Below are 23736 nucleotides of genomic sequence, written 5' to 3' on the forward strand. Positions count from 1 at the left end.
GCGGCTTTTACGGTGTCGCGGGCGCGGTAGGGCCGGGTGCGTCGTGGAGCAGCAATGCGACCGTCGCGTCGATGTAGCCGGCCAGCCGGTCCTCCGTGCCGAGGGGCAGCAGGCCGGGCAGCCGCACGGCCAACTGGTTGTGTCCGACATAGGCCGAAAGCCCCAGAACGGCCCGTTGGAGCGCCACCTCCGGTGAGAATCCGACCTGCTCGAAGAGGCTCACGACGTAGGCCATGCGCCGTTCCATCACGCGCCGCACGACGGGCGCGACGAGTTCGTGACCGGCCGCAGCGAGCACGCTGACGGCCACGGGGCTGTGTTCCGCGTCCCTGCTCACACGGGCGAAGAGCATCCGCAGTCGGGACGCCGGGTCGGGTTCGGCGGCCACGGCGGAAATGGTCGCTTCGGTGAAGCGCTGTTCCCACAGGGAGAGAGCTGCCTCGATGAGCGCCTCTCGATTCGCGAAGTGCCAGTAGAAGCTGCCCTTGGTGGCGCCGAGCCGGGCCGCGAGCGGCTCCACCGCAACGGCGGCGAGTCCGCCTTCACCGAGAGCCGTCAGCGCGGCTTCCGTCCAGTCGTTCGCGGACAACCGCCGACGATCTTGTCCCATCCCCATACGGTAGCGTACGGTCGTTCCATACGCACCCGTATGGAGTGCGACGGAACCGGAGGAGGCACAGCATGCGCAACATCCAGCGCCGCACCATCGGGGCACCCGCATCCGAAGTCGGGCCGCTACTCGACCGCCTGAGCACTCCGCAGGACCGCTTGTGGCCGACGCCCGCCTGGTCCCCGTTGCGACTCGATGCCGGCCTGACCATCGGCTCGGCCGGCGGACACGGCAGGATCCGCTACGAGGTCAGCGCGTACGAGCCCGGCAGCCGGGTCGGCTTCACCTTCGGCCCCGGGCTGGGCCTGGAGGGCCGCCACGAATTCACCGTCGTCCCCGACGGGCCCGCAAGCTGCCAGGTCGTCCATACGGCATCCGGACGTCTGACCGGGGGAATGCGCCTGCTTTGGCCACTCGCGATCCGCTGGCTCCACGAGGCCCTGCTCGCCGACCTGTTCGACAACATCGAGCGCGAGACCACGGGCCGCGTCGTCCGGCCCGCCCGCTGGTCCCCCTGGGTCCGCCTGCTGCGCCGGTTCTTCCCGCCGACCTCGGCCTAGACCAGCCGGCGCAGCCCTGCTCCAACACTCGGGCCGCGTGACGAACGCCCGACGGGGTCAAGATTCCCGGCCGGTCTCCGACATCTGAACCGGGAGGCCGGTCGCCTGGTAACGGACGAAGAGCCTGAGGACCAGAACCGAGGCGGCGTATCCGGCGGAGTCCCGTCAAGCCGCAGGCTCCTCGCTGAACTGGTCCAGTGCTCTCCGCACCAGCGGAAGGCATGTCTCTGACGTTCAGTCGCTCGTGGGGCCGCTCAAGCCGGCGGACCGGTGCGGCAACGGGCAGTGGCTCGACACGCACTCGCGGCCCGAGAATCGGCGTCCTACTGCCGCGAGACGTGCCGCCATCTGGAGTACGGGGCGCCTGCGGCGACGGCCTGACGCCCGGCGCCGCCTTGGATGCAGGCGCGCGGGGCGGCGCCCGGCGGTTAGAACCCGGTTCTGTCACTTCGGGCCCGCCTACCCCCTCGGTCCACCGACGGGCCGTCGCGGCGGCAGCCCGGAACGGTACGCAGTCCTACTCGCCATCTGGCGAAGACCACAACCACGAGAACCCGAGACCCGACCTTCCGCGAGGGGGAGCCTCTGCGGCCGGCGGGGAACAGCGGGCGACCGCCGAAGCGCGGGTCTCGGTTGTGGATGCCCTTCCTTGTTACCGCTGGTGTGGCGACTGCCGGGCCCGGCCAGTGGAAGGGAGGGTGGGCGGTGGGCCCCAGGGTGTCTCCAGAACGGTCCGCAGCGCGTCGGCTGCCTGGCCTCCGATCCGTGAGGCGAGCTGTTCTTCCAGTCGCTGGAGGATGCGTTCGGCCTGGTGATGGGTGTGTTCTCCCTGGGTGGTGCGCCGGATGAGTCGCTGCCGGCCGGAGGCGGGATGGGGCAGTTGCTCCAGCAGTCCGGCCGCCACCAGGCCGTGTACGGCCTGGTGTGCGGTCTGCCGGGTGACCCCCATCCGCCGGGCCAGTTCGGAGACCGTGGTGCCGTGCTCGTCGAGCACGGCGAAGAGCTGGGCCTGGGCCGGGGAGACCGGCGTGGCGCCGGCTTCTTCCAGCGTTGCCAGCAAGGCGTCTTCGAACCAGCGGCGGGCGTCGGTGAGTAGCTGGAGCAGGCTGCGGCCGGTGGCGTGCATGTGTTCCTCACGGCGGATGGCGGGTCGGTCTGAGCCTACGGCCGGTGGTTTGCGTTCCCGCAACTCGATATGTCAGGCTACCTGACATTCGATTCCGGACCCGGAGAGACCATGACGATCGAGTACACCACCGCCTATCGGCGGGCCTCGCACATCCCCGCCGAGCCGGGCAAGCCCTACTTCATCGAAAAGGGCGAGGGAGACCGTGCCCACCTGTTCGGCGACCTGATCACCATTTACGCGGGCGGCGAACAAACCGAGAACGCTTTCAATTTCTTCACCGTCGAAGGCCCCAGGGGCAACCTCATCCCGGCCCACCTGCACCCCGACACCTACGAGGTCTTCTACATCACCGCCGGCGCCGTCCGCCTGTTCGTCGAGGACACCGACGGCAACCAGCAGGAGAAGCTCCTCACCCCCGGCGATTTCGGCTTCGTCCCCAAGAATTGCCCGCACGCCTACCGCATGGAGCGCCACCACAGCCAGGTGGTCGGTGTCGCGGCCGGCCCGGGGGGCACCTTCGAGCGGTTCTTCGAGAACCTTGGCGCCCCCGCCGAACAACTGGGGCTCCCTCGCGAAGCCCTCATTCCGGAAGCGGAGAAGTTCGCCACCGTCCCCCAGCAGTACGACGTGCGCTTCCTTCCCGACCACCAGTGGAGGACCGGATGAGCGGGCGCAACGTGCCTGCCCGCCGGAGCTGGAGCTGCACCTGTGGCTGACGGGGGCCGGCCCGGCCAGGCCGTCTCTTTCAGATCTTGCCGGACCCGTGCCCCCGGGCACCGTATGCGACGACAGCTGACTGCAACTGCCAACGGTCAGACACAATGCGGTATGACCTGTGATGTCTGCGGCCATGAGATGCGCCGGAGGCCGGTGGGCGAACCGTTGATGGGGTCGGAAGCAAGGGTGAAGGAACTCGCTGGTTCTGCCCCTCCCGCTACGCCTGGACCGAATCCGCATACGACCCGCGCGAGGTCTCGCGGCCGCAGTAGGGCGACATGCCGTGGGAGCGGGCGGAATCTCCTCAGCTCCCGCAGGGCGTCGCCCACGCGTACGACGTGGCGTACGGGTATTCCGCCGATGGTTTCGGTGCGACGCTGTGCGGTCTGGCCCACGAGGGCCTCGGTCTGGTGTCGTCCTGGACCGAAGATCTCGCCGGTGGTGTTGTCTGATGCCGAGCGGGCGATGTTGCAGTCGTGGGTGCGTCGTCGTTCGAGTGCCAAGTCGTTGGCCTTGCGGTCGCGGATCGTCCTGAGGAGTGTGGACGGCCCCGCGATCGCGGAAGTCGCCCGGCGGCTGGGCATCACCACGTACACCATCCACGTCCGGCGCCCGACGCTTTCTCGAACGCCAGTGGACGGCCTGTGCGACGAGCGCGGCGGCGCCCACCGCTCAGTTCAGGCACTCGAACGCGACATCCGGGCCTGGCTCGCCGACGGGAACGACCATGCACGGCCGTTCGTCTGGACAATGACCGCCGACGAGATCCTCCACGGAGTCGCCGCATACTGCCGACGAATCTCCGACCCGGGACACTGGCCGGTGCCCGTCCGATCCGGATCCTTCCGTCGCCGTGGGCCACCGCAGTACGAGCAGCCCGAGCGCGAATGCCATCCACGACAGCACGGCCGGCCAGAAGGAATCCGCCGCGAGGGAGCCGGCGTATTCCAGCACCGGGCGCGCCAGCAGAACGCACACCGCGACCAGGGACTTGACCAAGCTGGATCACTCCGGGACTGATGATCCGGGGGCGCTGGGTGGCTCGGCCGAAGTCATGGGAAGTTGACGACGAGCTGTGGACAGTGATCGAGCCCCTGCTGCCCACGGTCGAGCGTCGAGCCCGGCGCCCCGGGCGTAAGCGGCAGCCGGACCGGTTGGTGTTCCAGGGCATCCTGTTCGTCCGGAATACCCGGGATCGCATGGGAACACCTGCCGCAGGAGCTCGGCTTCGGGTCGGGCTGACCTGCTGGCGGCGTCTCGCCGAGTGGACTGAGGCCGGTGCGTGGCCCCGGCTGCACGAGGTCCTCCTCGCCAAGCTGCGCAGCGCGAATGCCTGAAAACAGGAGGTGTGAGTACCCGACAACTCGCCGACGGAGCTCCGGCGCGCGCGAACCGTGACGCCGGTCCATTGAAAGGCCCGTCCGCGAGCACGAGCCTCCGACGCCTCAGGCCATGTCGGTGGTCCGAGGACGCCCCCGGGCCTGGCGGCACTCCCGCCATGGGTGCGGTGGACTCGATGGTCACGGCACCCATCGATGCCCACCGCATCTTCCCCGTACGGGCGGTGTGCTACTTGTCGGCGGTGAGCGTGCCGGCGGCGCCCCAGCTGTCCGTCGGGACCTCGTGAATCCACACCTGGACCGTCTCGGCCGGGATCTTGTACGCGTCGACGAAGGCGTCCGTGATCTGCTTGACGAGCTCTCGCTTCAGCTGGACGTCGCGGGGACCCTGCTGAACGGTGACGATGGGCATGGCGGAACTCCTCTTCCAGCGGCGGCTCCCCGGCCTTTCCGGGTTGCTCACCGGCGTGACCCCAGTCCATCCGATCGGTGCCGTCCGACCAAGGAGCAGACTGCGACCGCAATGATCAGTGTTCGTGATCGCTGCTGTCGGGGAGGGCTGTGAGCGTCTTCAGGAGCGCCTGTAGACCGGCCGAGGGGGTGTCGCGGCGGACGGCGAGGCCGATGGGCAGGGCCAGGCCGGGAGCCAGGAACGGGCGGAAGGCGACTCGAGGGCTGAGCAGTACGCGTGCGTGAGCCGCGTACACCACGGTCCACATCGGTATGGAGCCGGAACCGATGGTGGCGAGGATGTCCTGTAGCGATCCGCTGACCGGACCGGGCACCGGCTCGAAGCCGGCCGAGTGGCAGGCTCCGACGACCAGGTCGACCAAGGCCGGGTTGTTGCGGCGAGCCGTCAGACAAAGCTGTAGGCCGGCCAGGTCGGTGATGGACACTTCCGTCTCGCGGGCCAGTGGATGGACCGCCGGCAGGGCTGCTACCAGGGGGTCGTTCCCCAGGTGCAGGATTCGCACCCCGGGGGCTGGCTCCAGGGAACGCACGAAGGCGGCGTCAAGGCGGCCGTCCGCCACCTGCTCCAAGCGATCGCGGAACGCGGCCGAAACCAGTTGTACCGCCGTGTCGGGGGCCTGAACGGCCAGGTGTCCGAGCACCCGGTCCAGGTGCTCACCGAGGCCGGTGCTGGTGCCGAGGCGCAGGCTGGTCTGTTCGCGCACGGCGGCCCTGGCGCGTTCGGCGGCGGCGAGCACGGCTCGTGCCTCGGGCAGCAGCCGCTCTCCGGCGCCGGTGAGCCGCACGTGGCGCGGCGAGCGGTCGAAGAGAGTGGCTCCCAACGCCCTTTCCAGTCTTTGCACTTGCTGGCTGACCGCTGACTGGACGATGTGCAGTCGGTCGGCGGCGCGGCCGAAGTGCAGTTCCTCGGCGACGGTGACGAAGTAGCTCAGCTGCCGCAGTTCCATCTCCCGACTGTATCCGTCGGCCGCCGCCGATGCGCCGTCGCCGAACTGCGGCGACTTCCCCGGCGCTGTCTGCTTCTATCGCGCGTTCGGCCGGAGGCATTCGATGAGGTAGTCGCCGGTTTCCGGATCGATCGTGACGCCATGCGCTTCGCTGTGGAAGCCGGGAAAGAGCCGGTCGAACGCCTCGAGGGCGCCCAGGTAGTGCAAGAGCGGCCCCTCCTGGGTACCGATGGCTTCGCCGGGCATGAGGACCGGGATGCCGGGGGGCGTGACGGTGACCATCGCGGCCGCGATGAGGCCCGCGGCGTCCGCGAGCCGCACACGCCGGGTGCCTTCGCGGATGAGCTGCTGGTAGCAGTGCTGTGGTGGCGCGACGGGGTGCGGCAGTTGCCGGAAGGCGTTGTCCAAGGCGTTGATGAGATCGGCCCGGGTGAGGTGTTCGTGCATCTCTTGGCACAGGGCGCGCAAGGTGGTCTTGGCGTAGCGGCGCGGGAACTGCGCGCTCAGCTCGGGCAGGACGCGGTGCACCGGCACGTCGCTGTCGTAGAGGGCTTTGAAGTCCATGAGCGCGTCCATCAGGGTTCCCCACTTGCCCTTGGTGATGCCCATGGAGAACAGGACGAGCGTGCTGTAGGTGTCGGTCTTCTCCACGACGATCCCGCGGGTGGCGAGGTAGGCGGTCAGGATCCGCGCGGGAATGCCCCACTCACCCGTTTCGCCCGTCGCGGTGACGCCGGGGCAGGTGAGGGTCACCTTGACCGGGTCGAGCAGGCAGTAGCCCTCGCTCAGGTCGGAGAACCCGTGCCAGGCTGCGCCGGGCTCGAGCAGCCAGCAGCCGGGCTCGCGGGTCAGCAGAGCGGGTGGCGCGTCGGCGAACGCGAGGCGTTCGCCCGTGGCGGGATCGGTGACGGTCTCGGGCTGCCAGATGCCGAAGAACCAGTCCGGCCGGTCCCCCGCCGCGGCGATACGGCGGCCGGTGCGCACGACGGCCTGACGGAAGCGGACCGCCTCGGTGATGGCCTCCTCGATCAGCCATTCGCCCTGCGGACCGTCCATCATGGCGGTCGCCACGTCCAGCGACGCGATCGCCGGATATAGCGGCGAGGTCGTGCCGTGCATCATGAACGCCTCGTTGAACCGCTCGTGCGCGACCGGTGCGCGGGGCGCGGACTTCACGTGCACCATGGCCGTCTGGGAGAGCGCCGCCAGCAGCTTGTGCGTCGACTGCGTGGCGAAGACCGTGGGGCGCAGCGGCCCCTCGAAGGTGTCGGGCCCCACGGCCATCCCGTAACGGCCGGCGTAGAGGGGGTGGAAGCGTGCGTAGGCGAACCACGCTTCGTCGAAGTGCAGACGGGGTGTGCTGGGGGCCAGGGCGTGGGCGACCTGCACGGCGTCGTAGCACAGGCCGTCGTACGTCGAGTTGGTCAGCACGGTGTACGTCGCCTCGGGCGAAACCGCCTGCTCGGTCAGCGGGTTCGCCGCGATGCGGGCTCGTACCGCCGAGGGGCTGATCTCGGTCGGTGGCAGCGGACCGGCCAAGCCGTAGCCGTTGCGGGTCGGAACCAGGTACACCGGCCGGGCGCCGGAGATGACGAGCCCGTGCAGCACCGACTTGTGGCAGTTGCGGTCCACCACGGCGATCTCGTCGCGGGTCACGCTGTAGTGGCCCACCATGCGGTCGGCGGTGGAATCGCCGTGCAGGACGAAGTACGTACGGTCCGCGCCGAAGACCCGGGCCGCATTGCGCTCGGCCTCCCCGATGGGACCACTGTGTTCGAAGAGCGAACCGAGCTCACCGACGGAGATCGACAGGTCGCTGCGGAAGAGCCGCTCGCCGTAGTAGTCGAAGAAGGCCCGCCCGGCCGCGGACTTCAAGAACGCCACGCCGCCCGCGTGGGCGGGCGTGTGCCAGGAGTACTCGTGCGCGTCGTCGAACTTGCGCAGCGCCTTGAAGAACGGCGGCAGCACGTCCCTGCGGTAACCGCGGGCCGCGGCGGTGACGCGCCCGGCGATGAAGGCGGGAGTGTCCTCCAGGGCCCAGACGTAACCGATGACCGCCTCCGACACCCAAAGGGGCAGCCGTTCGAGATCGTGCTCCGATTCGTCCGACATCACGAGGAACACGGGCAGGTTCTTGAAGCGCCGCTCGATGTGCCGCAGCACCGAGCCGCCGCCGCCCTCCGCGGCCGGGGCGTCCGTATGGGTCTGGAGGTCCCAGGCGACCAGCGCCGCCGAAAGCCCCGTCTCGGTGTGCATCACGGCACGGGCTTCCCGCGCATCGCGGGCCCACCGCACGGTGAGACCCCGATTCTCCAGTTCCTTCCCGATCCGTCGCAGCTGCTCACCGTCGGCGCCGCCGCCCAGCGGGTTCTCCCGCAGTGCCAGCAGGACCACACCGTCCGTCATGTCATCCGCCTCTGTACGCAGTCGCCCGAAGTGCTCGCCGAACAGTCTTCGACCAGTCCGCCGCCGCCGTGCGGTTCTGGCCTTCGTTCACCCTCAAGAGGGGCGGCAGCCCGTGACGGCACGCCTGCGGGTACGTGCCGGAGCCTCGGCCGGGCGGTCACACCATCCGGCGCGTCGACCGGACGGGGCCGGGGGGCCGTGCGCGGGCGGACGCCGCGGGACGTGAACCGGACCTCAGCCACGATGTGGCTGACCGCACGCGGCACCTCTCCGTCCTGACCTCCGCAGCCAACCCGACCCGGCGCCGGCTTCAAGCACAGCCCCCCCGCATCGCAACGCCGTGGTGCGGCATCAGGGGGATCAGGTGGAGTGTGAGAGCGGTGGTCAGGGCTTGAGCTGTCAGCCTACGAGGGTGAGAGAACCAGGTGAGGACTCCTCCGTGCTGTCGGACGAACAGGTCGTCGAGCGGCTCGTGCCGGTATGGCTGCGGGAGGCGGGGGGCATGGTTCCCCCACGGCCGACGAAGCCGGGAAGGACTGGCAGCACCGGCGTCTGTCGGCCGAGGCCGCGCGCGAGCTGGCCGATTGGGTGACGGCTCGTGTCACTGATACGGCGTTCAACGAGGAGGAGGGTCCGACCCGGACGGGACCCACCCGCATCAGCGTCTCCGACAAGTCGGCCGTCCACCGCTGGCTCGCCGCCCACGGGCATCGCCTCTGAATCAGGGCCGCCGCCCGCGACGCCGTACACCAGGCTCCGCCATGTTCGTTCCCCCTGGCGTGCCCGTACGGGCCGGATCGCTCCGGGAGGCCACGACGCCCGCATGGGGCCGCGATGTGCGGGCAGACGCACTCCACCTTCTGGAAGGAGCAGTGATGCTTGGTATCGCAGCCGCGGTCTTGTTCTTCATCAGCTTCCTGATCAACGCGGCGGAGATCTCGACGAACCACGTGTTCTCGTCCGGCAATTTCATGATCCTCGGCCTGATGCTGCTCGCTCTCCACGTGGCCGGCGTAGGCGGCGCTTGGACCGCCCGTGGCCGACGCCGCTGAATCTCGGCTTCGCCGTCGAAGTCGGTGACTCGGCTTCATGACCGTGCCGAAGAGCCGGAGCCGTGCGCGATCGGTTGTGCTGTCGGCTGCGGCGGCACGGCCGATCAGCGGTTGTTGTGGACGCTGAGGTCGCCGTAGGCCGACAGGACGCCGGCCAGGTCACCGGGTTCGTGCCGCAAGGTCGTGTTCAGGAAGGCGAGGGTCGTTGCGGCGACGGCGTGCGGGCTCTCCTTGCGGCCCAGAGAGCCGACTATCGAGGGCACCGGCGGCAGGTACAGGGGGGCGTCCGTGAAAGTGAGGTGCGCGGCGCCCGGGACGGTGAGCCGGTAGCTCGTCGAGGTGCTGAGCTTGAGGACCTCGGTGAGGCGGGGCATGTAACGCGAGTCGGTTTGCGGGCCGATGGCCTGGGTGAGCGCGAGCGCAGGCTGGTGAAAGGGACGCGGATCGGGGTCGCGGGGGTAGCCGTCCATATTGATGACGGCGGCGAACCGGCTGTCCTGGCGGGCTGCCTGGAGTGCTGCGCCGCCACCCAGGGAGTGGCCGGTCGCCGCGGCCCGGCCGGTGTCCAGACGTCCGGTCAGCGGGCCCGCGATCTCACCACGGTCCAGACGTTCCAGCTGAGTGAGGACGAAGCCGAGGTCTGCGGCCCGTATGCGCGTTGATTCGGCAGCCCTTTTGTCGTCTTCGTCGTCGTCGCCGGTCGAGGCGACCTCGGTGTTGATCGTTCGGCCGTCGGTCAGGACGACGGCGGCGGAGTCGTAGGGGTGGTCGAGGGCGGCGACCACATAGCCGTTGCCGGCCAGTTCCTCCGCCCAGGCGGTGTTCTGCGTGCGCACTCCGCCCAGCCCGGGGGAGAACAATACGACGGGGAACCGTCCGGCCCCGTCGGCCACCGGGGCGTCGAAGACCGAATGCGTGTGGGCACGCGGAACACCGTCGACCAGGAAGCCGGGCAGGCCGGCGTAGCGCGCGAGGGCGTCGGAGACGGTGCGCGCCTCCTGCCGCGTGCGGCCGAGGTACTGGGCCGGCTGCGCGCCTGTGGGGCTTTTCCGCGCGGGGTACCAGAGCTGGACCACGACGGTGCGCCGGTCGTCGGGTGCGGCGGTGGCGGTCTCCGGTCGGTTCGGGTCGGTCCACTGCATGACGCGGGTGCCGACCGCGAAGCTGCCTGTCGGCTCTGGGAACACGGGTACGGGACAGGCCCAGGCGGCCACGGGCCCCGTCGCGATCAGGCCGATGCAGACCCCCGATCCCGGCAACGCCAGCCACCACCGGGCGCGCCCCACCGGCCGATCGAGACGGCGTCGCAGCACAGGAAGGACGGCGAACGGCAATACGAGGGCGGCGCCCGCCACTACCGGCAACATCTGCCATCGGAGCCCCACCACACTCAGCACGGGCACGGACAGCACGAGACCCGAGACGGCCGCGATCGTGACGGATGGGCGGGCGGCGGGAGGAAGCCAGCGCGCCAGCACCAACGCGACGGCGCCCAGCAACACCAGGATTTCCAGGGGAGACATGTGCAGTCCCGTGATGATTTCGGTCACCCGGCCATCCTTGGTGCGGGGCGACCCCACCACATCGCTCCCGGGTCGCCGTCGCGTGCAACCGAAGTCGCAGTCCGAGGCACGCCACCTGCGACCAGAGTCGCATCCAGGCACCGACCCGGTCCCGGGAAGACCCCGGTGTCCGCCCCGGCCGAGCGCACATCGCCCTCGGCCGGGCAAGGAGACGGCCGGACTCAGGATCGTGACCGAATCGGCCCTCGCAGGCCAGGACCGCGGGCTCAAGCCGGTCCTTCCCACCCTGCCGGGCGGAGGGCCGACTTGCCGGAGTCCCTGACGGTTCATTACCCGCCCGAGGCGGGCGGGTGCTGGGCGGCCGCCTCGGCCTGCCCCGCCTGCGCGGCCGGAGCCGTCAGCGGGCGGCATGCGGGCCGTCCACCGTCGGCGGCCGCCTTCACCGGTCCACGGGAGGGGCCGCACGGGACCGGTTGGGGAGCCAGGTGCAGCCGTGGCCCGTATGCCGTAGGGCGGGAGGCCGGCGGGGAAGGGCAGTGTGACCTCCCCAGGCGTTCACCGCCCTTCCCCGATCGGTAGCACCACGCCTACCCGGGCAGACCGGTCTTATGCCCACTCCGAGGTGACGTGGTTCCTCCGCCGGAACAGGCAGTTCACGCGGACCACGGTGGGCGGTCGCGACCATCTCCCCGAAGGTGGCCTCAAGTTTGACGACGACTCACCGCGATGCGAGCGGTGGGCGGCGCCGCACGCCCGCGGCGCCGCCCGGGCTCGGGCAAGGCGGTGTCGGAGGGTCAGTCGGGTGCGCGGAAACCCCATCGGCGCCGGGGCTTCTCCCCGGCTCCCCTGAACAGCCGGCCGCTTAGCAGCTTCGCGGCCGTCGCGTCGCCCGCCGCTGCGGCCCGCGTGTACCACTGCCCGGCCTCCGCCCTGCGGCCGGTGTGGAAGAGCAGGTACCCCATGTTGACCATGGACGTGACGTCACCGGCGTCGCCCGCGCGCCGCAGCCACGGCTCGGCTTCGCGCAGCCTGCCGAGCTCGCAGAGCAAGCTGCCGAGTGGGCCCATGGCCCCGGCCTCCCCGGCCTCGGCAGCGCGCCGGAGCCACTGTTCCGCTTCGGGGCCCCGGCCGGTCCGCTCGAGCAGGAGTCCCAGGTTGACCATCGCGCCCGGGTCTCCCGCGTCGCTCGCGCGCCGCAGCCATGGTTCGGCCTCGCGTAGCCTGCCGGCTTCGCAGAGCCGGACGGCCAGGGCGGCGGTGGCGGGCAGGTGTCCGGACGCGGCGGCCCGGCGGTACCACTGCTCGGCCTCGGCGGCCCGCCCGGTGTTCTCCATGAGTACGCCGAGGTCGTACTGGGCGCGGTCGAATCCGGCGTCCACCGCGCGCCGGTAGGCCTCCTCCGCCTCCTGCGTCCGGCCCGCCGCGTAGAGGAGCGTCCCGAGGTTGCTCATCGCGCTCGCGCTGCCGGCGTCGGCCGCTTGCCGCAGGAACGGTTCGGCTTCCCGCGCACGACCGCTGTCGTACAGGACGACGCCGAGGGTGCCGGCGGCCCGTGGATGGCCGGCCTGCACGGCCTGGCGTAGCCGGAGTTCGGCTTCGTCCACCCGCCCGGTGGTTTCCAGGAGGATTCCGAGTTCGTAGAGGGCGGTAGTGTCGCCCGCCTCGGCGGCCTTGCGCAGCCACGGTTCGGCCTGGGGTCCGCGGCCCGTGCTGGTCAGTCGCTGGCCGAGCAGGCTCATGGCGGTGACGTCGCCGGTGCGGGCGGACCGCTCCAGCCAGGGTTCGGCCTCGTCGGCCCGGCCCCGGGCGAGCAGGGCGCCGGCCAGGAGCACGATGGCCGTGGGCTGGCCGGTCTCGGCGGCGCGCCGCAGCCATGGTTCGGCCTCATCCATCCGGTCCGCCTGCTCCAGCAGACGACCGAGGTGGATCATCGCGGGTATGTGGCCCGCCTCGGCTTCCACCCGGTAGGCACGTTCGAGCTCGTCCTTGGCAGGGGGTCCGTCGGTTCCGGCGGCTCCGTCGGTGGCCGCCTCGGCGCGCCGCCGGGCGGCCGTCAGGCGCACGTCGGCGGCCTCTTCGCCCCGCCCCAGGCGCTCCAGCATGTCGGCGAGGAGCGCGTATCCGCCCAGGAGGTCGGCGGTGTACGCCTGCGGGCTCCGGTCCGCCAGCTCACGAAAGGTCCGAACGGCCCTTGCCGCCGCGACGAGCCCGTCGTCGAGGTCGGTGTCCAGGGAGGACCTGACGAACGCGTACGACCATTGGGCGCGCGCCAGCTCCGGGAGGTGGGTTCCGCGTCCGGATGCATTCGATTCCCGGCCTGATGTCCCGCCCGGGGTACCGGCCGCTTCCTCGGCCGTATCCCCGCTCAGCTCCTCGGCCAGGCCCAGGGCCCGGCGCGAGTAATCCAGGGCGTCCTCGCGCTGGTCGGCCTGTGCGAGGAACCCGGCATGATTGCGCAACGCCGCGACCAGGCCCACCCGGTGCGCGCCGGGGTTCTGGTCGGCCAGTTTGTCCCAGGCCGTGACGGCCTGCCGGGAGCGCACCAAGGCCTCTTCACGGAGCCCGAACCTCCACAGGTGTCCGGTGTGCGTGGCGAGGGCACTGGCCAGGTCCGGCAGGTGTGTTCCCGGGTTGATCTCAGCCAGCTCCGTCAAGTGTTCGACCGCCACCGCGGATCCGGCCACCGCTTCCACCAGGTCGCCCGCTGCGGCATCCAGGAGCGACTGGTTGAGCGACAGGCGTGCCTCCATGGGGCGGGTGACGGCGTGATCGCCCTCGCCCAGGCCCCGGAACTGCTCCGTGGCACGGCGGTAGTAGTCGCGGGCCTCCTCGTGCCGCCCTTCCTCGTACAGCAGGGTGGCGTGGTTGGCCAACGTCATGCCCGTCGAGAGCGACCGGACGCGAGGGAACGGCAGGGATTCGGGCAGCACCGATCCGATCAGCTCGACGGAGCGGGTGGAACACTCCAGGGCCTCGCGCCGCTGTCCGGCCTCTGCCAGCCGGTTGGCGTGGTTGCCCAGTGCCTCCGCGAGCAGCACCGCGTGGGCGCCGGGGTCGGCCCGCACCAGGGTCTCGTAGAGGTCCACGGCCTGCCGGGACCGCTCCATGGCCTCGGCGTGCTTGCCGGCGTGCGCCAGGGCGACCGCCAGGGCGGACAGAGCTCCGGCCCGGTCGCGTGCGGAGGCGGCGGGGTGAGTGTGGAGGCCCACGGTCCGCCGCGCGTACGTGAGGGCCTCCGCCCACCGTCCCGCGCGGCCCAGGCGCAGCACGAGGTGCCGGTACAGTCCGGCCCGTCCGGCATCGGAGGTTCCGGGTTCGACGAGGGTGGCCAGGCGTACGGCGACGGCGGCGAGGCCGGTGTCCAGGTCGGCGTGTGGCAGGCCGCCCAGCCTCTGGAAAGCGGCCCGTTCGATGGCGTCGAGGACCTCCCGGTCGGTCCCGTCGATGGCGCTGACGGCCACCAGGGCGGCGCTGCCCGCGTCGAGCGCGACGTCGGGATGGTCCCGCAGCAGGGGGTGGAGGACCTGTTCGGCGAGGTGGGGCCATCGGTCGGCCGCCGAAGCCAGGAGGGTCACGGCGCGCGGGGCGACCGCGGCGGCGCCGGGCGCCGTCAGCAGTGCCTTCGGGACCCCGGCCGCCCAGGCGTCGGCGCGGTAGCCGGTGACCGTGTGCCCGGGCACGGTCAGTGCCAGGAAGTCCTCGGCCAGCCGGTCGGGACAGAGCGGTTCGAGTACGGTGCGCGGGTCCAGCGGCGGGTAGACGCGGGCGTGGTCGCGCAGGAGGGACCGCACGGTCCCGGCTACGTCGGCCACGCCCGCCCGTTCCAGGGCCGCCGCGGCCGCCTCCCAAGTGGAGGCGCCGGTCAAGGTGGCGACGAACGCGACGCTCGCCATGTCGTCCGGTGAGGTCCGGAAGTCCAGGCCGGCCGCGCCGTTCTCGTACAGCCTCCGCCAGTTCTCGTGCTCCCGCTCCAGCAGGTAGGCCGACATCCCGGCCGGGTCCCGAGGGGCCGTTCGCCCGTAAACGTGCGCGTCCACGGCGACGAGGGCTGCCATGTGCACGGTGAGCGTGAGCCCGAAGGCGGGATCTTCCGGCGATACCGGCGAGGGGGCCGATGCCGCGTCGGGTCGCCCGTACAGCTCCGCGAATTCGGTGCGCGCGGTGCTGAACATGCGCTCCCGGGTGCCCGGTCCACTGGCCAGCGGCGCCAGTTCGCACTCGGAGGCATCCGCCCGTCCACCGATCATGGACTTCACCGCCGGCCAGGCGTGCGGCGTACGGGCCACCAGCAGGACCCGGACGGGAATGCGCTCACCGTGGGGGCCGCCGCGCGGCCCGCCGTCGAACATGCTGTTGGCGAACAGCCAGGCCAGGTCGCGCAGGGGCCACCGGTCGGCGTAGTCCACCAGGACGAGCAGCCCGCGGAGATGGCCGGCGCGGGCGTCGTGGCTACCCGCGGACTCGGACAGGACCGTACCGCCGTGCCGGACGACGACCGTCTTCCACCCCTGGCGGACGGACCGCGCGGCGAAGTGGTCGGCCAGCCGGGTCTTGCCGCGACCGCCCGGGCCGTGCAGCCAACGGACGGCCAGCGCGCGGCCGCTGTGGCCGGCGCCATCGGCTCCGGCAGGGCCGGCGCCGCCCGCGCCCGGGCCGCGCCACCGGATCAACTCGCTCACCTCGGCCTCGCGTCCGGTGAACGGCACGACCGCGTTGCCCGCGTTGAGCAGTCGGCTGGGCTGCTCGATCCAGGCCGGGTCGGGGTCGCCGTCCGGCGGCTCGTGCTCGGCGAGTACGTACACGGGCCGGCCGTCACCGTGGATGTGGACGTCCGCGTTGATCGTCCCGTACGCGAAGCCGTCGAAGGCGTAGACGTTCTGGACGATCCTGGCGCCCTCGGCGCCGCCGCCCCGGAATCCCTGCGCGGGCTCCTCTCCACCGGGCGACCGGGAGGCCGTCATGCCCGGGTGTCCGACGACGGGAGCGCGTCGATACCAGGAGGTGCGGCGGGGGCGTGGTTGTGGATGCTGCCTCCGATCACGCCCTGCGCGGTCGAGTTCGGGGCGCTCGCCGTGATGTGCTGGGTGGTGGTCGTCGTCACCTGCGGGTGCTCGCGCCGCATCTCGGCCAAGAGCTGCTCCAGTTCGCCGCGGGCCGCCGGATCGGTCAGCAGCAGGTCGCGCAGCCGGGTCTCCCATACGACCGCCACGCGCGCCCCGACATCGGGGTTCTCGCCCTCCGGGTCGGCGAGTTCCCGGGCCGAACGCTCCAGCTCCGCCGCCATCCGCTCCTCGGCGCCCTCACGGCGCCAAAGCTGCGGCAGCCTCCGCGCGGCACCCACCAGCCCGGTGGCCAACGCGGTGACGAGCACGGTGCCGCCCTCGTGTGCCAGGCTCTCGATCACTTCCGACATGGCCGGCTTCCCTCCTGCGCTCCTTCGACGGCGGTCTCGGACAACCGCTCCACACCCAGACGCTACGAGCCGACGGCCCGCGACGCAGGAAGATCACCGAACCGGCAGGTCACACAAGGGACGGCCGCCGGCTACGAGGCCCCGGCAACGGCCAGGGCGGTACGGGCCAGCCCGCGCAGCCAGGCGTGGGCGTGGTCGGTGTCGTAGCGCTGATGCCACGACAGGTATATGCGGGCCGACGGGATTTCGAGGGGGAGGGGGAGTACGACCAGGCCGAGGTCGGCGACCGCGGAGCGCGTGGTGGCTTCGGGGACGCTGACCAGGAGATCGGAGCCGCGCGCGAACTCCAACGCGGCCGCTTCCGTGGGCGCGCTCGCCACCACGCGGCGGGTGAGGCCGAGCCGCGCGAGGGCGTCGTCGAGGGCATTGCCGAGGTTTCCGCGCCGCGAGACGGTGACGTGCTCGGCAGCGGCGTACAGATTCGCGGTGACGGTCTTGACGCGGGTGAGGGGGTGCCCCTGCCTCACGACGACGACGAGGCGGGTCTCGCCCACGCTCTCGGTACGGATGTCCGGCGCGCCCGGGGGATTGGCGTTCGCCTCCAGGTCAACCTCGCCGCGCCGCAATTCGGGGGTGTCGATGCTCGATTCCGCGACGAAGCGCAATCGCACACCCGGCGCCTGTCCGCGTACGGCCGAGAGCAGTGCGGGGCCGCTCGAAGCGACCAGGGAATCGTGCCAGCGGAGCGTGAAAGTGCGCTCCAACGTTGCCAGATCGAGTTCACGGCTCGGTGCCAACACCCCCTGGACCTGGTGCAGCAGCTCGTGCACCTGTTCCCGGACGGCGATCGCGTACGGCGTCGGGGTCATCGTGCGGCCCGTGCGCACCAGGATCTGGTCCCCGGTCGTGCGCCGGATCCGGCCCAGACTCCGGCTCATCGCGGGGGCGGTGACGTGCAGGCGTGCGGCCGCCCCGGCCACGCTGCCCTCCTCCAGCAGTGCGTCCAGCGCGGTGAGCAGGTTCAAATCCAATTGCATGGGAGTAATCCTAGCCGTGCTTTACATGCAGTTGATGTTAATCACAGGCCTGGCTACCTTCGAGGAAGAGCGCGAGACGGAACGCCCAACGCGGCCGCGACCGGCTCCATCACCCTTCCTCAGACAGGAGTACCACCATGTCCGAAACGCTTCGCACCACCGACCTCGTCTCCGCCGACGCCGACCTGCTCACCCAGACCGCGGACGCCGTGCGCGCGGCCGGTTCGGCGCTGCGCGAGCGCTTCGGCGAGGTGGTCCGTTACGAGACCCGCGAAGAGCTGATGCGTGCACTCGCCGTCAACGACGACACGGCCCTCGACATCCTGCGCCCCCGCCTCACACACCTGCGCCCGGACGCCGGCTGGGTGGAGGACGAGCTGGACGGCGGGGCGCTGCCGCCCGGCGAATGGTGGGTCGTGGATCCGGCCGAAGGCAACGTCAACCACCTGCACGGTCTGCCGGAGTGGGCGGTGACCGCCACCCTCGTGCGTGAGAACCAGCCGGTGCTCACCGCGGTCCACCTGCCGCTGACCGGCGAGACCTACACCGCGCTCACCGGTGCGGGCGCCTACCTCGACGGCCGACCGCTGCACGTCTCCCGGACCGCGGACCTCGGCCTGAGCATCGTGGCCACCAGCCAGGCCCGACCGGACGAGGACGAGGAGGTCGTGCGGCGCGTCGGCTCCTCGATCACCGCGATGCTCTTCGACGCGCTCGTCGTGCGCACTTCCGTGCCCGCGACCCTGCACCTGCTGGACGTGGCCGCCGGCCGGACCGACGCCTTCTGGCAGTACGCCGGCGCCCGCGCGGACCTGCTGCCCGGGGCGCTGCTCGTCACCGAGGCCGGCGGACGGATCTCCGACGCCGCGGGCCGCCCCTGGACCCCGCAGAGCCAGAGCCTCCTGGCCGCCGCGCCCGGCGTCCACGCCGAGGCAGTTGCCACGCTCTCACGCTGACCGCGCACCACAACCCGCACGCACGGAAGGACCAGATCATCATGACCACGATCGCAGTTCTCGGAAACGGCCGCGTCGGCGGCAACCTGGCCACAGCCCTCACCCGGGCAGGGCACGAGGTGACCGTGACGGACCGCACGCCGGGCGCCGCCGCCGATGCCGCCCGCACGGCCCGGATCGTCATCAACGCCACCCCGGGAGCCGGCTCGCTGGACCGGCTCGTCGCCCTGCGCGAGGAACTGCGCGACAAGATCCTCGTCGACGTCTCCAACGCCACCGTCGACGGCCCGGACGGACTGCCCGCCCACCTGATCTATCCCGGCTCGAGCCTCGCCGAGCAACTCCAGGAAGCGCTCCCGGAGACGCGCGTCGTCAAGACGCTCAACACCATGCTCTTCCCGGTGATGACCGCGCCCGCCACGCTCACCCAGGCGCCCGACGTCTTCCTCTCCGGCGACGACCCGCAGGCCAAGCAGACCGTCCGTGACCTGCTCATCGACCTCGGCTGGCGCAAGGGGTGGATCACCGATCTCGGCGGAATCCAGACCGCCCGCGCCACGGAGGCCGCGATCCTGTTCGTACCGCACGTGATTCGGTCCAACGGATTTGCGCCCTTCGCGATCTCGATCGCCCGCTGACCCGCCCACAGATCCTCGTTGCCCTCGACCGAGGGATTCAGCCCGGGTCGTAGTCGAAGGTGTGGGGGACGGCCGGTTCTCCGTGCCGGGCGAGGGAAACCGCCGGTGCCGCCCGGGCCGGTCAACTCGCCCGTGCCGGAGCCTGTCGTCGCCGTGAAATAGGCGTTCGTGTAAGCGCGGACGGTGCCGAGGTGGCCGTTGGCGGTGCTGGTGGGAGTCCTCTCGACGGGTCGCCGGGCTGTGGTGCGGGTGATGGACGGCTACCGCACACCGCTGATCGGGCCCACCGACGCCGGCGGCCTCACTGTTCCTGGTCGGCGCACCGGGACCGGCTCGGGAACTGCGGTTGGTCAGCTTCCGGGCGGCATCCGCGTGGTTCCGGAAAGGCCTGCCCGGTGGGCGATCAGAGCGGCCTGCACTCGGTTTTCGAGTCCTAGACGAACGAGGATGCGGTTGACCCTGCTCTTGACGTTCACCTCGCTGATGCACAGGGCCGAGGCGATCCGGGAGTTGGACAGACCGCGGGCAACCAGTACGAGAACCTGGATCTCGCGCTCGGTGAGCAGCCCGGTAAGAACGCGCTCGTCCGGCGTCGGCGCCGGAGCGTGGGGAAGGAGCGCGGTGGGCAGCGCGGTCACGGTGTCGATGAGCCGACGCGTGACGCTCGGCGCGAGTACGGCCTCTCCACCGGCCGCCGCACGGATGGCGTCGGCCAACTGGTCGGGATGACTGTTCTTCAGCAGGAAACCGTCGGCGCCCGCGCGGAGAGCCGCGTGGACGTACTCGTCCAGGTCGAAGGTGGTGAGGATGAGAACCCGCGGGGCCGGGCCCGGACCGGGCCAGTCGCCGACGATGCTCCTGGTGGCCTCGACGCCGGTCGTCCCGGGCATGCGCACGTCCATCAGCACGACGTCCGGTCGGAGTTCGACCGCCCGGGCGATGGCCTGCTCGCCATCCGCTGCTTCGCCGACGACCGACAGTCCCTCGCGGCGGTCGATGACAAGACGCAGCGCGGTGCGCACCATCTCCTGGTCATCCACGATGAGCACGCGTGTGGTCATCCGCCCGCCTCCCCGGGCCGTGGTGCTTTCTCGGACAGCACGGCGCGCAGCCGCCAGCCGCCGTCCTCGCGCGGCCCCGCGATGAGGCAGCCATCGAAGGCCGCCACGCGTTCGCGCATGCCGACTAGCCCCCGGCCGGTTCCGGTGACGGGTCGGTGCCCCGGAGCGGCCGGGTCGTTCAGCACCTCGATGACGAGGCGGGCGTCGTCACCGCGTACGGTCACCAGCACGCTGACGGGCCCGGCGTGTTTGACCACGTTCGTCAGCGCCTCCTGGACGATCCGGTAGGCCGAGACCCCCAGCCCCACGGACGGTGCAGTGGCCGCCCGGATCTCCGGCACGTACGTGACCCGGCAACCCGCCGACCTCGCGGCATCGATGAGCCGGTCGAGATGGTCCAGTGACGGTTCGGGCACCAGATCCCGCTCCCGGTCCGACAACAGCCCGAGGAGGCGCCGCATCTCGACGAGTGCGGTGTCGGCCGTCCGGGCGATCAGCTCGACGCCCTCGGCGGCGAGGGGCGGATCCTCGTCCATGACGTCCTGTGCTGCGCGTGCCTGTACGGCGATGGCGCTGACGTGGTGGGCGACGACATCGTGCAGGTCACGGGCGATGCGGGCGCGCTCGGCGACCACCGCCTGTCGGGCGTTGAGTTCCTGCTCGGCCTTGAGGTGCTGGTTGAGCCCACGCAACCGGTCGGCGTCGGCGCCGATCCTGCGCCTGCCGTACGCCAGAACCCAGGCGAGGGCGAAGAAGAAGACGAATGTCGTGACACTGATCGGCTCCAGAGAACCGAGGCGTGGCGTCTGCCAGTGTCCGGAGAGAGCGTCGACCGCCGTTGCCGCCGTGAGACACAGCAGCGTTCCCGTAAGGCTCACCGCGACCGGAGCGTATCGGGCGAGGGCGTACACACCGAGCACGAGCAGGAACGGGCCGGGTATTTTCCCGGGGACCGGGCTGAGCACCTGGAAGGCGGCGTAGAGGAGGGTCATCGCCGCCAGGACGGTACGAGGGCGCGTACGCCTCCACAGCAGCGGCACGGTCTGCGCACCCCACAGGGTCAGACCCCAGCCGCCCGGAGCGGGACTGCGTTCCAGCACCGTGGCCATGTCGAACAACGTCAGTCCGCCGCCGAGCGCGACATCCGTCAGATGCGGCCGGGTTGTGAACCATCGCTGCGCGGCCCCTGGCAAGGCCCGTGTTTTCGTGACCATTTCGATTGATCAGATTAAAGCAGCCAGCAGCACGGGGAATCCTCCGTCAGGCGCGCATCAATAGTTGCGTGGTCCCACCGGAGATCGCTCTGCGGTCCGAGGTGCCATGGGGTGACGCCCACCTAGCGTCGTTGCACATGACGAACCTATCCATCGGGCAAACCGTTCCTCTGCCCCCGCCTGCTCCCACAGCGGCGGTGGCGACCGAGTCCCCAGAAGGAATGAAGCGTCCACGGCCCCCTGTGCGGTGGGTCGTGCCGGTGCTCGGCACCGGGGCGATGCTGTTCGCGGTGGGCGGCCGATGGGACGTCGCGGCCTCTGCCTGGATCTCGCAGGTGCTCTTGCTGCGTTACGCCCGCCAAAGCCGGGTGTGGTCCGGGGCGCTGTGGATCTGGTCGGCCCACGTCGCGGCCGCCGCCTTCTGGGTCCAGGAGTCGGCGATGGGCTTCAACGCCGTGGTGGTGGCGGGTGCCGTCGCGCTCGCCGCCCTGCAGACGTTGCCGTTCCTGGCCGACAGACTGCTGGTCGGCCGGCTGCGCCCCGGTGTGGCGGCCCTGGCCTTTCCTGCCGGGGTCGCCGCCACGGAGTTCCTGATCACCCTGCTGTCCCCGTTCGGTACGGCCTACGGCTCACTCGCGGTCACCCAGTACGGCGATCTTCCGCTCCTCCAGGTCGTCTCGGTCACCGGCCCGTGGGGGTTGGGGTTCCTGGTCGCCTACTTCGCCAGTACCGTCAACCGAATGTGGGAGCGGCCCGCATGGCGAAGCGGCATGGTCTACCTGGCGGTGTTGTTGACCGTCGTACTCGCCGGCGGAGTCCGCCTCGCCTTTGCCCCTCCCGCCTCCCCGACCGTCAGGATCGCCGGAATCAGCCCGAGCCGGAGTGTGACCGACGCCCAGCGGACGGCGCTCAGCGGGGTTCCGGACGTTGCCGCAGCGCCCGCCGCGGCAGTCGAACCCGCCATGGCCGCGGTGGAGAACGACCTGCTGGCGGCGACCCGACGGGAGGCCGCCGCCGGAGCGAAGATCGTGATCTGGCCCGAGGGGGCGGTCAAAACCAAGGAGTCCCACGAGGCCACCGCAATCGCTGCCGCACAGGACGAGGCCCGCCGATCGGGCGTCTACCTCGACATCGGCATGCGTGTCTACAGCAAGACCGGACCCGCCGACGACCGGAACGTGGCGATACTCATCGACCCTCGCGGAAAGGTGCTGTGGACCTACCAGAAGGCCCACCCCATTCCCGGCTCGGAGAGGTTCGAGCCTGGTGACGGGCACGTGCCGGTCGCCGACACCCCGTACGGCCGCATCGCCAACGTCATCTGCTACGACGCCGATTTCCCCGCCATGATGCGGACCCGCGCCGACATCATGCTTGTTCCCTCCCATGACTGGAAGGAATACGGAGGCGCGCATACCGAGAAGGCGAGCCTGCGGGCCGTCGAGGGCGGCTACTCACTGATCCGCCAGGACGCGGAGGGCATCTCGGCCGCCTATGACAACCAGGGCCATGTCCTTGCCAGTACCGACTACTTCACTACCGACCGGCAGATCATGGTGGCTTACGTGCCCACCCATGGCGTCACCACGGTCTATGACCGGATCGGCGACACCTTTGCCTGGCTCTGCCTGAGCGGCGTCGCAACGCTGACCGTCATGGCCCTTGCCTTCCCCAGGCGCCGGACAGAGCCGGCGCCTGGCGAGTGAGTACGTTCGACGGCGCCCGGAAACGCCCCCGCCCGCGTTGCCCACCGACCGGGCGGGACGGTTTCAGCCGCGGTGTCGCGCCGCGGCCAGGGCGTCCTTGACCTCTTGCGCCACGCGGGCGGCGTCGGCGGGGTTGTGCACGACGTCCGTGTGGTTCATGTCGATGACGAGGACTTCGCTGGCCGAGTAGTGCTTGTGGACCCAGTCGTCGTAGCCCGACCACAGGGTGCGGTAGTACTCGACGAGGCTCTCGTCCTGCTCGAACCCGCGGCCCCGCAGGCCGATGCGGTGCAGCACCGTCTCGAAGTCCGCCTTGAGGTAGACCATGAGATCGGGTGCCTTGCGGTAGGGCAGGCCGTCGATCTCGCGCATCATCTCGTCGAGCAGTCCCTCGTACACCCGCATTTCCAGGGAGCTGATCCGGCCCAGGTCGTGATTGACCTTGGCGAAGTACCAGTCCTCGTAGATGGACCGGTCGAGGACGTTGTCGCCCCGCTTGTACGCCTCCTTGATCGAGGCGAACCGCGTCTGCAAGAAGTAGAGCTGGAGGAGGAAGGGGTAGCGCTTGGCCTGGATCTCCTCGTGGCTCGCCGTGTAGAAGAGCGGAAGGATCGGGTTGTCGTCCACGCTTTCGTAGAAGACCTCGCTGCCCAGCTCCTTGGCCAGCAGCTCGGCGACACTCGTCTTGCCGATTCCGATCATGCCTCCGACGCAGATCACCGGCATACCTCACTTCTCCTTGGGGGTCTTCTTGCTCGCGGGCGGGTGGCCCGGGCGCCCCACACCACTGAGCCGCATGCGGGCGGTCACTCGATTCCCCAGGATGCTGATGATCGGCATCGTCCGGTCCCCGTCCCGGCCGGGACCGGCGCAGGTCGCTGTCTCCGACCGGCCGGACTGACCGTTCCGCAGGTGTCGCGTACAGCGACGAGTCACCGCCCAGCGGCCGCCTTGAA

The 23736-nt window shown here is 70.7% G+C and carries 21 protein-coding genes; 9 read left to right on the forward strand and 12 right to left on the reverse strand.

Features of this window, described 5'->3' with window-relative positions:
- Positions 1–7 precede the first annotated feature (7 nt).
- Positions 8–610, reverse strand: coding sequence for a TetR/AcrR family transcriptional regulator (locus tag ACWGH1_RS05440; RefSeq protein ID WP_453352686.1), 603 nt, complete (start codon positions 608–610; stop codon positions 8–10).
- Positions 611–681: 71 nt separating this feature from the next.
- Between ACWGH1_RS05440 and ACWGH1_RS05445 the strand changes: the two genes are divergently transcribed.
- A complete protein-coding gene (locus ACWGH1_RS05445; protein ID WP_453352687.1) occupies positions 682–1170 on the forward strand; it encodes an SRPBCC family protein in 489 nt (162 codons plus the stop codon).
- Positions 1171–1822: 652 nt separating this feature from the next.
- Here the strand turns inward: ACWGH1_RS05445 and ACWGH1_RS05450 are convergent.
- On the reverse strand, positions 1823–2296 hold the full coding sequence (locus ACWGH1_RS05450; RefSeq protein ID WP_453408445.1) for a MarR family winged helix-turn-helix transcriptional regulator: 474 nt from the start codon (positions 2294–2296) through the stop codon (positions 1823–1825).
- Between the two features lie 111 nt (positions 2297–2407).
- Here ACWGH1_RS05450 and ACWGH1_RS05455 point away from each other — a divergent pair, with 111 nt between their 5' ends.
- The 3 genes from ACWGH1_RS05455 to ACWGH1_RS05465 all read left to right on the forward strand — a co-directional run bounded on the left by ACWGH1_RS05455 (position 2408) and on the right by ACWGH1_RS05465 (position 4353).
- On the forward strand, positions 2408–2965 hold the full coding sequence (locus ACWGH1_RS05455) for a quercetin 2,3-dioxygenase (RefSeq protein WP_453354215.1): 558 nt from the start codon (positions 2408–2410) through the stop codon (positions 2963–2965).
- A gap of 329 nt (positions 2966–3294) precedes the next feature.
- On the forward strand, positions 3295–3468 hold the full coding sequence (locus ACWGH1_RS05460; RefSeq protein ID WP_453354214.1) for a hypothetical protein: 174 nt from the start codon (positions 3295–3297) through the stop codon (positions 3466–3468).
- 567 nt (positions 3469–4035) lie between these two features.
- The gene (locus ACWGH1_RS05465) at positions 4036–4353 is read left to right on the forward strand and encodes a transposase (RefSeq protein ID WP_453354212.1); all 318 of its coding nucleotides are present in this window, start codon (positions 4036–4038) and stop codon (positions 4351–4353) included.
- Between the two features lie 232 nt (positions 4354–4585).
- Here the strand turns inward: ACWGH1_RS05465 and dmpI are convergent, their stop codons facing one another.
- The 3 genes from dmpI to ACWGH1_RS05480 form a co-directional block, all read right to left on the reverse strand.
- A complete protein-coding gene (dmpI, locus tag ACWGH1_RS05470; RefSeq protein ID WP_453354211.1) occupies positions 4586–4819 on the reverse strand; it encodes a 4-oxalocrotonate tautomerase DmpI in 234 nt (77 codons plus the stop codon).
- Between the two features lie 64 nt (positions 4820–4883).
- On the reverse strand, positions 4884–5774 hold the full coding sequence (locus tag ACWGH1_RS05475) for a LysR family transcriptional regulator (protein WP_453354210.1): 891 nt from the start codon (positions 5772–5774) through the stop codon (positions 4884–4886).
- Positions 5775–5849: 75 nt separating this feature from the next.
- The gene (locus tag ACWGH1_RS05480; RefSeq protein ID WP_453354209.1) at positions 5850–8180 is read right to left on the reverse strand and encodes an Orn/Lys/Arg family decarboxylase; all 2331 of its coding nucleotides are present in this window, start codon (positions 8178–8180) and stop codon (positions 5850–5852) included.
- A 480-nt stretch (positions 8181–8660) separates the two neighbouring features.
- On the opposite strand from ACWGH1_RS05480, the gene ACWGH1_RS05485 reads away from it, so the two are divergent.
- A complete protein-coding gene (locus ACWGH1_RS05485; RefSeq protein ID WP_453354208.1) occupies positions 8661–8900 on the forward strand; it encodes a hypothetical protein in 240 nt (79 codons plus the stop codon).
- A gap of 155 nt (positions 8901–9055) precedes the next feature.
- Positions 9056–9232: a hypothetical protein gene (locus tag ACWGH1_RS05490; RefSeq protein ID WP_453354207.1), complete on the forward strand. Its 177-nt coding sequence runs from the start codon at positions 9056–9058 to the stop codon at positions 9230–9232.
- A gap of 104 nt (positions 9233–9336) precedes the next feature.
- Here ACWGH1_RS05490 and ACWGH1_RS05495 read toward each other — a convergent pair whose 3' ends face one another.
- The 4 genes from ACWGH1_RS05495 to ACWGH1_RS05510 all read right to left on the reverse strand — a co-directional run bounded on the left by ACWGH1_RS05495 (position 9337) and on the right by ACWGH1_RS05510 (position 17205).
- The gene (locus ACWGH1_RS05495; RefSeq protein WP_453354206.1) at positions 9337–10782 is read right to left on the reverse strand and encodes an alpha/beta hydrolase family protein; all 1446 of its coding nucleotides are present in this window, start codon (positions 10780–10782) and stop codon (positions 9337–9339) included.
- Positions 10783–11549: 767 nt separating this feature from the next.
- Positions 11550–15716, reverse strand: a complete 4167-nt coding sequence (locus ACWGH1_RS05500; RefSeq protein WP_453408446.1) for a tetratricopeptide repeat protein — start codon at positions 15714–15716, stop codon at positions 11550–11552.
- Positions 15713–16168: a hypothetical protein gene (locus tag ACWGH1_RS05505; protein ID WP_453353303.1), complete on the reverse strand. Its 456-nt coding sequence runs from the start codon at positions 16166–16168 to the stop codon at positions 15713–15715. The genes ACWGH1_RS05500 and ACWGH1_RS05505 overlap by 4 nt, the downstream gene beginning before the upstream one ends.
- A gap of 131 nt (positions 16169–16299) precedes the next feature.
- Entirely contained in the window at positions 16300–17205 is a 906-nt protein-coding gene (locus ACWGH1_RS05510) for a LysR family transcriptional regulator (protein WP_453353304.1), read from the reverse strand.
- A 137-nt stretch (positions 17206–17342) separates the two neighbouring features.
- Here ACWGH1_RS05510 and ACWGH1_RS05515 point away from each other — a divergent pair, with 137 nt between their 5' ends.
- Together ACWGH1_RS05515 and ACWGH1_RS05520 are read left to right on the forward strand one after the other, a co-directional pair.
- Complete coding sequence (locus ACWGH1_RS05515) at positions 17343–18161, forward strand: inositol monophosphatase family protein (RefSeq protein ID WP_453353305.1); 819 nt, start codon at positions 17343–17345, stop codon at positions 18159–18161.
- Between the two features lie 41 nt (positions 18162–18202).
- Complete coding sequence (locus ACWGH1_RS05520) at positions 18203–18799, forward strand: NADPH-dependent F420 reductase (protein WP_453353306.1); 597 nt, start codon at positions 18203–18205, stop codon at positions 18797–18799.
- Positions 18800–19149: 350 nt separating this feature from the next.
- Here the strand turns inward: ACWGH1_RS05520 and ACWGH1_RS05525 are convergent, their stop codons facing one another.
- Positions 19150–19860, reverse strand: a complete 711-nt coding sequence (locus ACWGH1_RS05525) for a response regulator (protein ID WP_453353307.1) — start codon at positions 19858–19860, stop codon at positions 19150–19152.
- Entirely contained in the window at positions 19857–21074 is a 1218-nt protein-coding gene (locus ACWGH1_RS05530) for a sensor histidine kinase (RefSeq protein ID WP_453353308.1), read from the reverse strand. Before ACWGH1_RS05530 ends, ACWGH1_RS05525 begins: the two co-directional genes overlap by 4 nt.
- Positions 21075–21328: 254 nt before the next feature.
- Here ACWGH1_RS05530 and ACWGH1_RS05535 point away from each other — a divergent pair, with 254 nt between their 5' ends.
- Positions 21329–22780, forward strand: coding sequence for a nitrilase-related carbon-nitrogen hydrolase (locus ACWGH1_RS05535; RefSeq protein WP_453408447.1), 1452 nt, complete (start codon positions 21329–21331; stop codon positions 22778–22780).
- A 63-nt stretch (positions 22781–22843) separates the two neighbouring features.
- Here the strand turns inward: ACWGH1_RS05535 and ACWGH1_RS05540 are convergent, their stop codons facing one another.
- A complete protein-coding gene (locus tag ACWGH1_RS05540) occupies positions 22844–23506 on the reverse strand; it encodes a deoxynucleoside kinase (protein WP_453353310.1) in 663 nt (220 codons plus the stop codon).
- Positions 23507–23736 lie beyond the last annotated feature (230 nt).

Source organism: Streptomyces sp. NPDC054883, from assembly GCF_053610645.1.

Bases quoted from the DNA above. Each gene is read 5' to 3' on its own strand.
- ACWGH1_RS05440 (WP_453352686.1), bottom strand. From the start codon at position 610: ATGGGACAAGATCGTCGGCGGTTGTCCGCGAACGACTGGACGGAAGCC.
- ACWGH1_RS05445 (WP_453352687.1), top strand. From the start codon at position 682: ATGCGCAACATCCAGCGCCGCACCATCGGGGCACCCGCATCCGAAGTC.
- ACWGH1_RS05450 (WP_453408445.1), bottom strand. From the start codon at position 2,296: ATGCACGCCACCGGCCGCAGCCTGCTCCAGCTACTCACCGACGCCCGC.
- ACWGH1_RS05455 (WP_453354215.1), top strand. From the start codon at position 2,408: ATGACGATCGAGTACACCACCGCCTATCGGCGGGCCTCGCACATCCCC.
- ACWGH1_RS05460 (WP_453354214.1), top strand. From the start codon at position 3,295: ATGCCGTGGGAGCGGGCGGAATCTCCTCAGCTCCCGCAGGGCGTCGCC.
- ACWGH1_RS05465 (WP_453354212.1), top strand. From the start codon at position 4,036: ATGATCCGGGGGCGCTGGGTGGCTCGGCCGAAGTCATGGGAAGTTGAC.
- ACWGH1_RS05475 (WP_453354210.1), bottom strand. From the start codon at position 5,774: ATGGAACTGCGGCAGCTGAGCTACTTCGTCACCGTCGCCGAGGAACTG.
- ACWGH1_RS05480 (WP_453354209.1), bottom strand. From the start codon at position 8,180: ATGACGGACGGTGTGGTCCTGCTGGCACTGCGGGAGAACCCGCTGGGC.
- ACWGH1_RS05485 (WP_453354208.1), top strand. From the start codon at position 8,661: ATGGCTGCGGGAGGCGGGGGGCATGGTTCCCCCACGGCCGACGAAGCC.
- ACWGH1_RS05490 (WP_453354207.1), top strand. From the start codon at position 9,056: ATGCTTGGTATCGCAGCCGCGGTCTTGTTCTTCATCAGCTTCCTGATC.
- ACWGH1_RS05500 (WP_453408446.1), bottom strand. From the start codon at position 15,716: ATGACGGCCTCCCGGTCGCCCGGTGGAGAGGAGCCCGCGCAGGGATTC.
- ACWGH1_RS05505 (WP_453353303.1), bottom strand. From the start codon at position 16,168: ATGTCGGAAGTGATCGAGAGCCTGGCACACGAGGGCGGCACCGTGCTC.
- ACWGH1_RS05510 (WP_453353304.1), bottom strand. From the start codon at position 17,205: ATGCAATTGGATTTGAACCTGCTCACCGCGCTGGACGCACTGCTGGAG.
- ACWGH1_RS05515 (WP_453353305.1), top strand. From the start codon at position 17,343: ATGTCCGAAACGCTTCGCACCACCGACCTCGTCTCCGCCGACGCCGAC.
- ACWGH1_RS05520 (WP_453353306.1), top strand. From the start codon at position 18,203: ATGACCACGATCGCAGTTCTCGGAAACGGCCGCGTCGGCGGCAACCTG.
- ACWGH1_RS05525 (WP_453353307.1), bottom strand. From the start codon at position 19,860: ATGACCACACGCGTGCTCATCGTGGATGACCAGGAGATGGTGCGCACC.
- ACWGH1_RS05530 (WP_453353308.1), bottom strand. From the start codon at position 21,074: ATGGTCACGAAAACACGGGCCTTGCCAGGGGCCGCGCAGCGATGGTTC.
- ACWGH1_RS05540 (WP_453353310.1), bottom strand. From the start codon at position 23,506: ATGCCGGTGATCTGCGTCGGAGGCATGATCGGAATCGGCAAGACGAGT.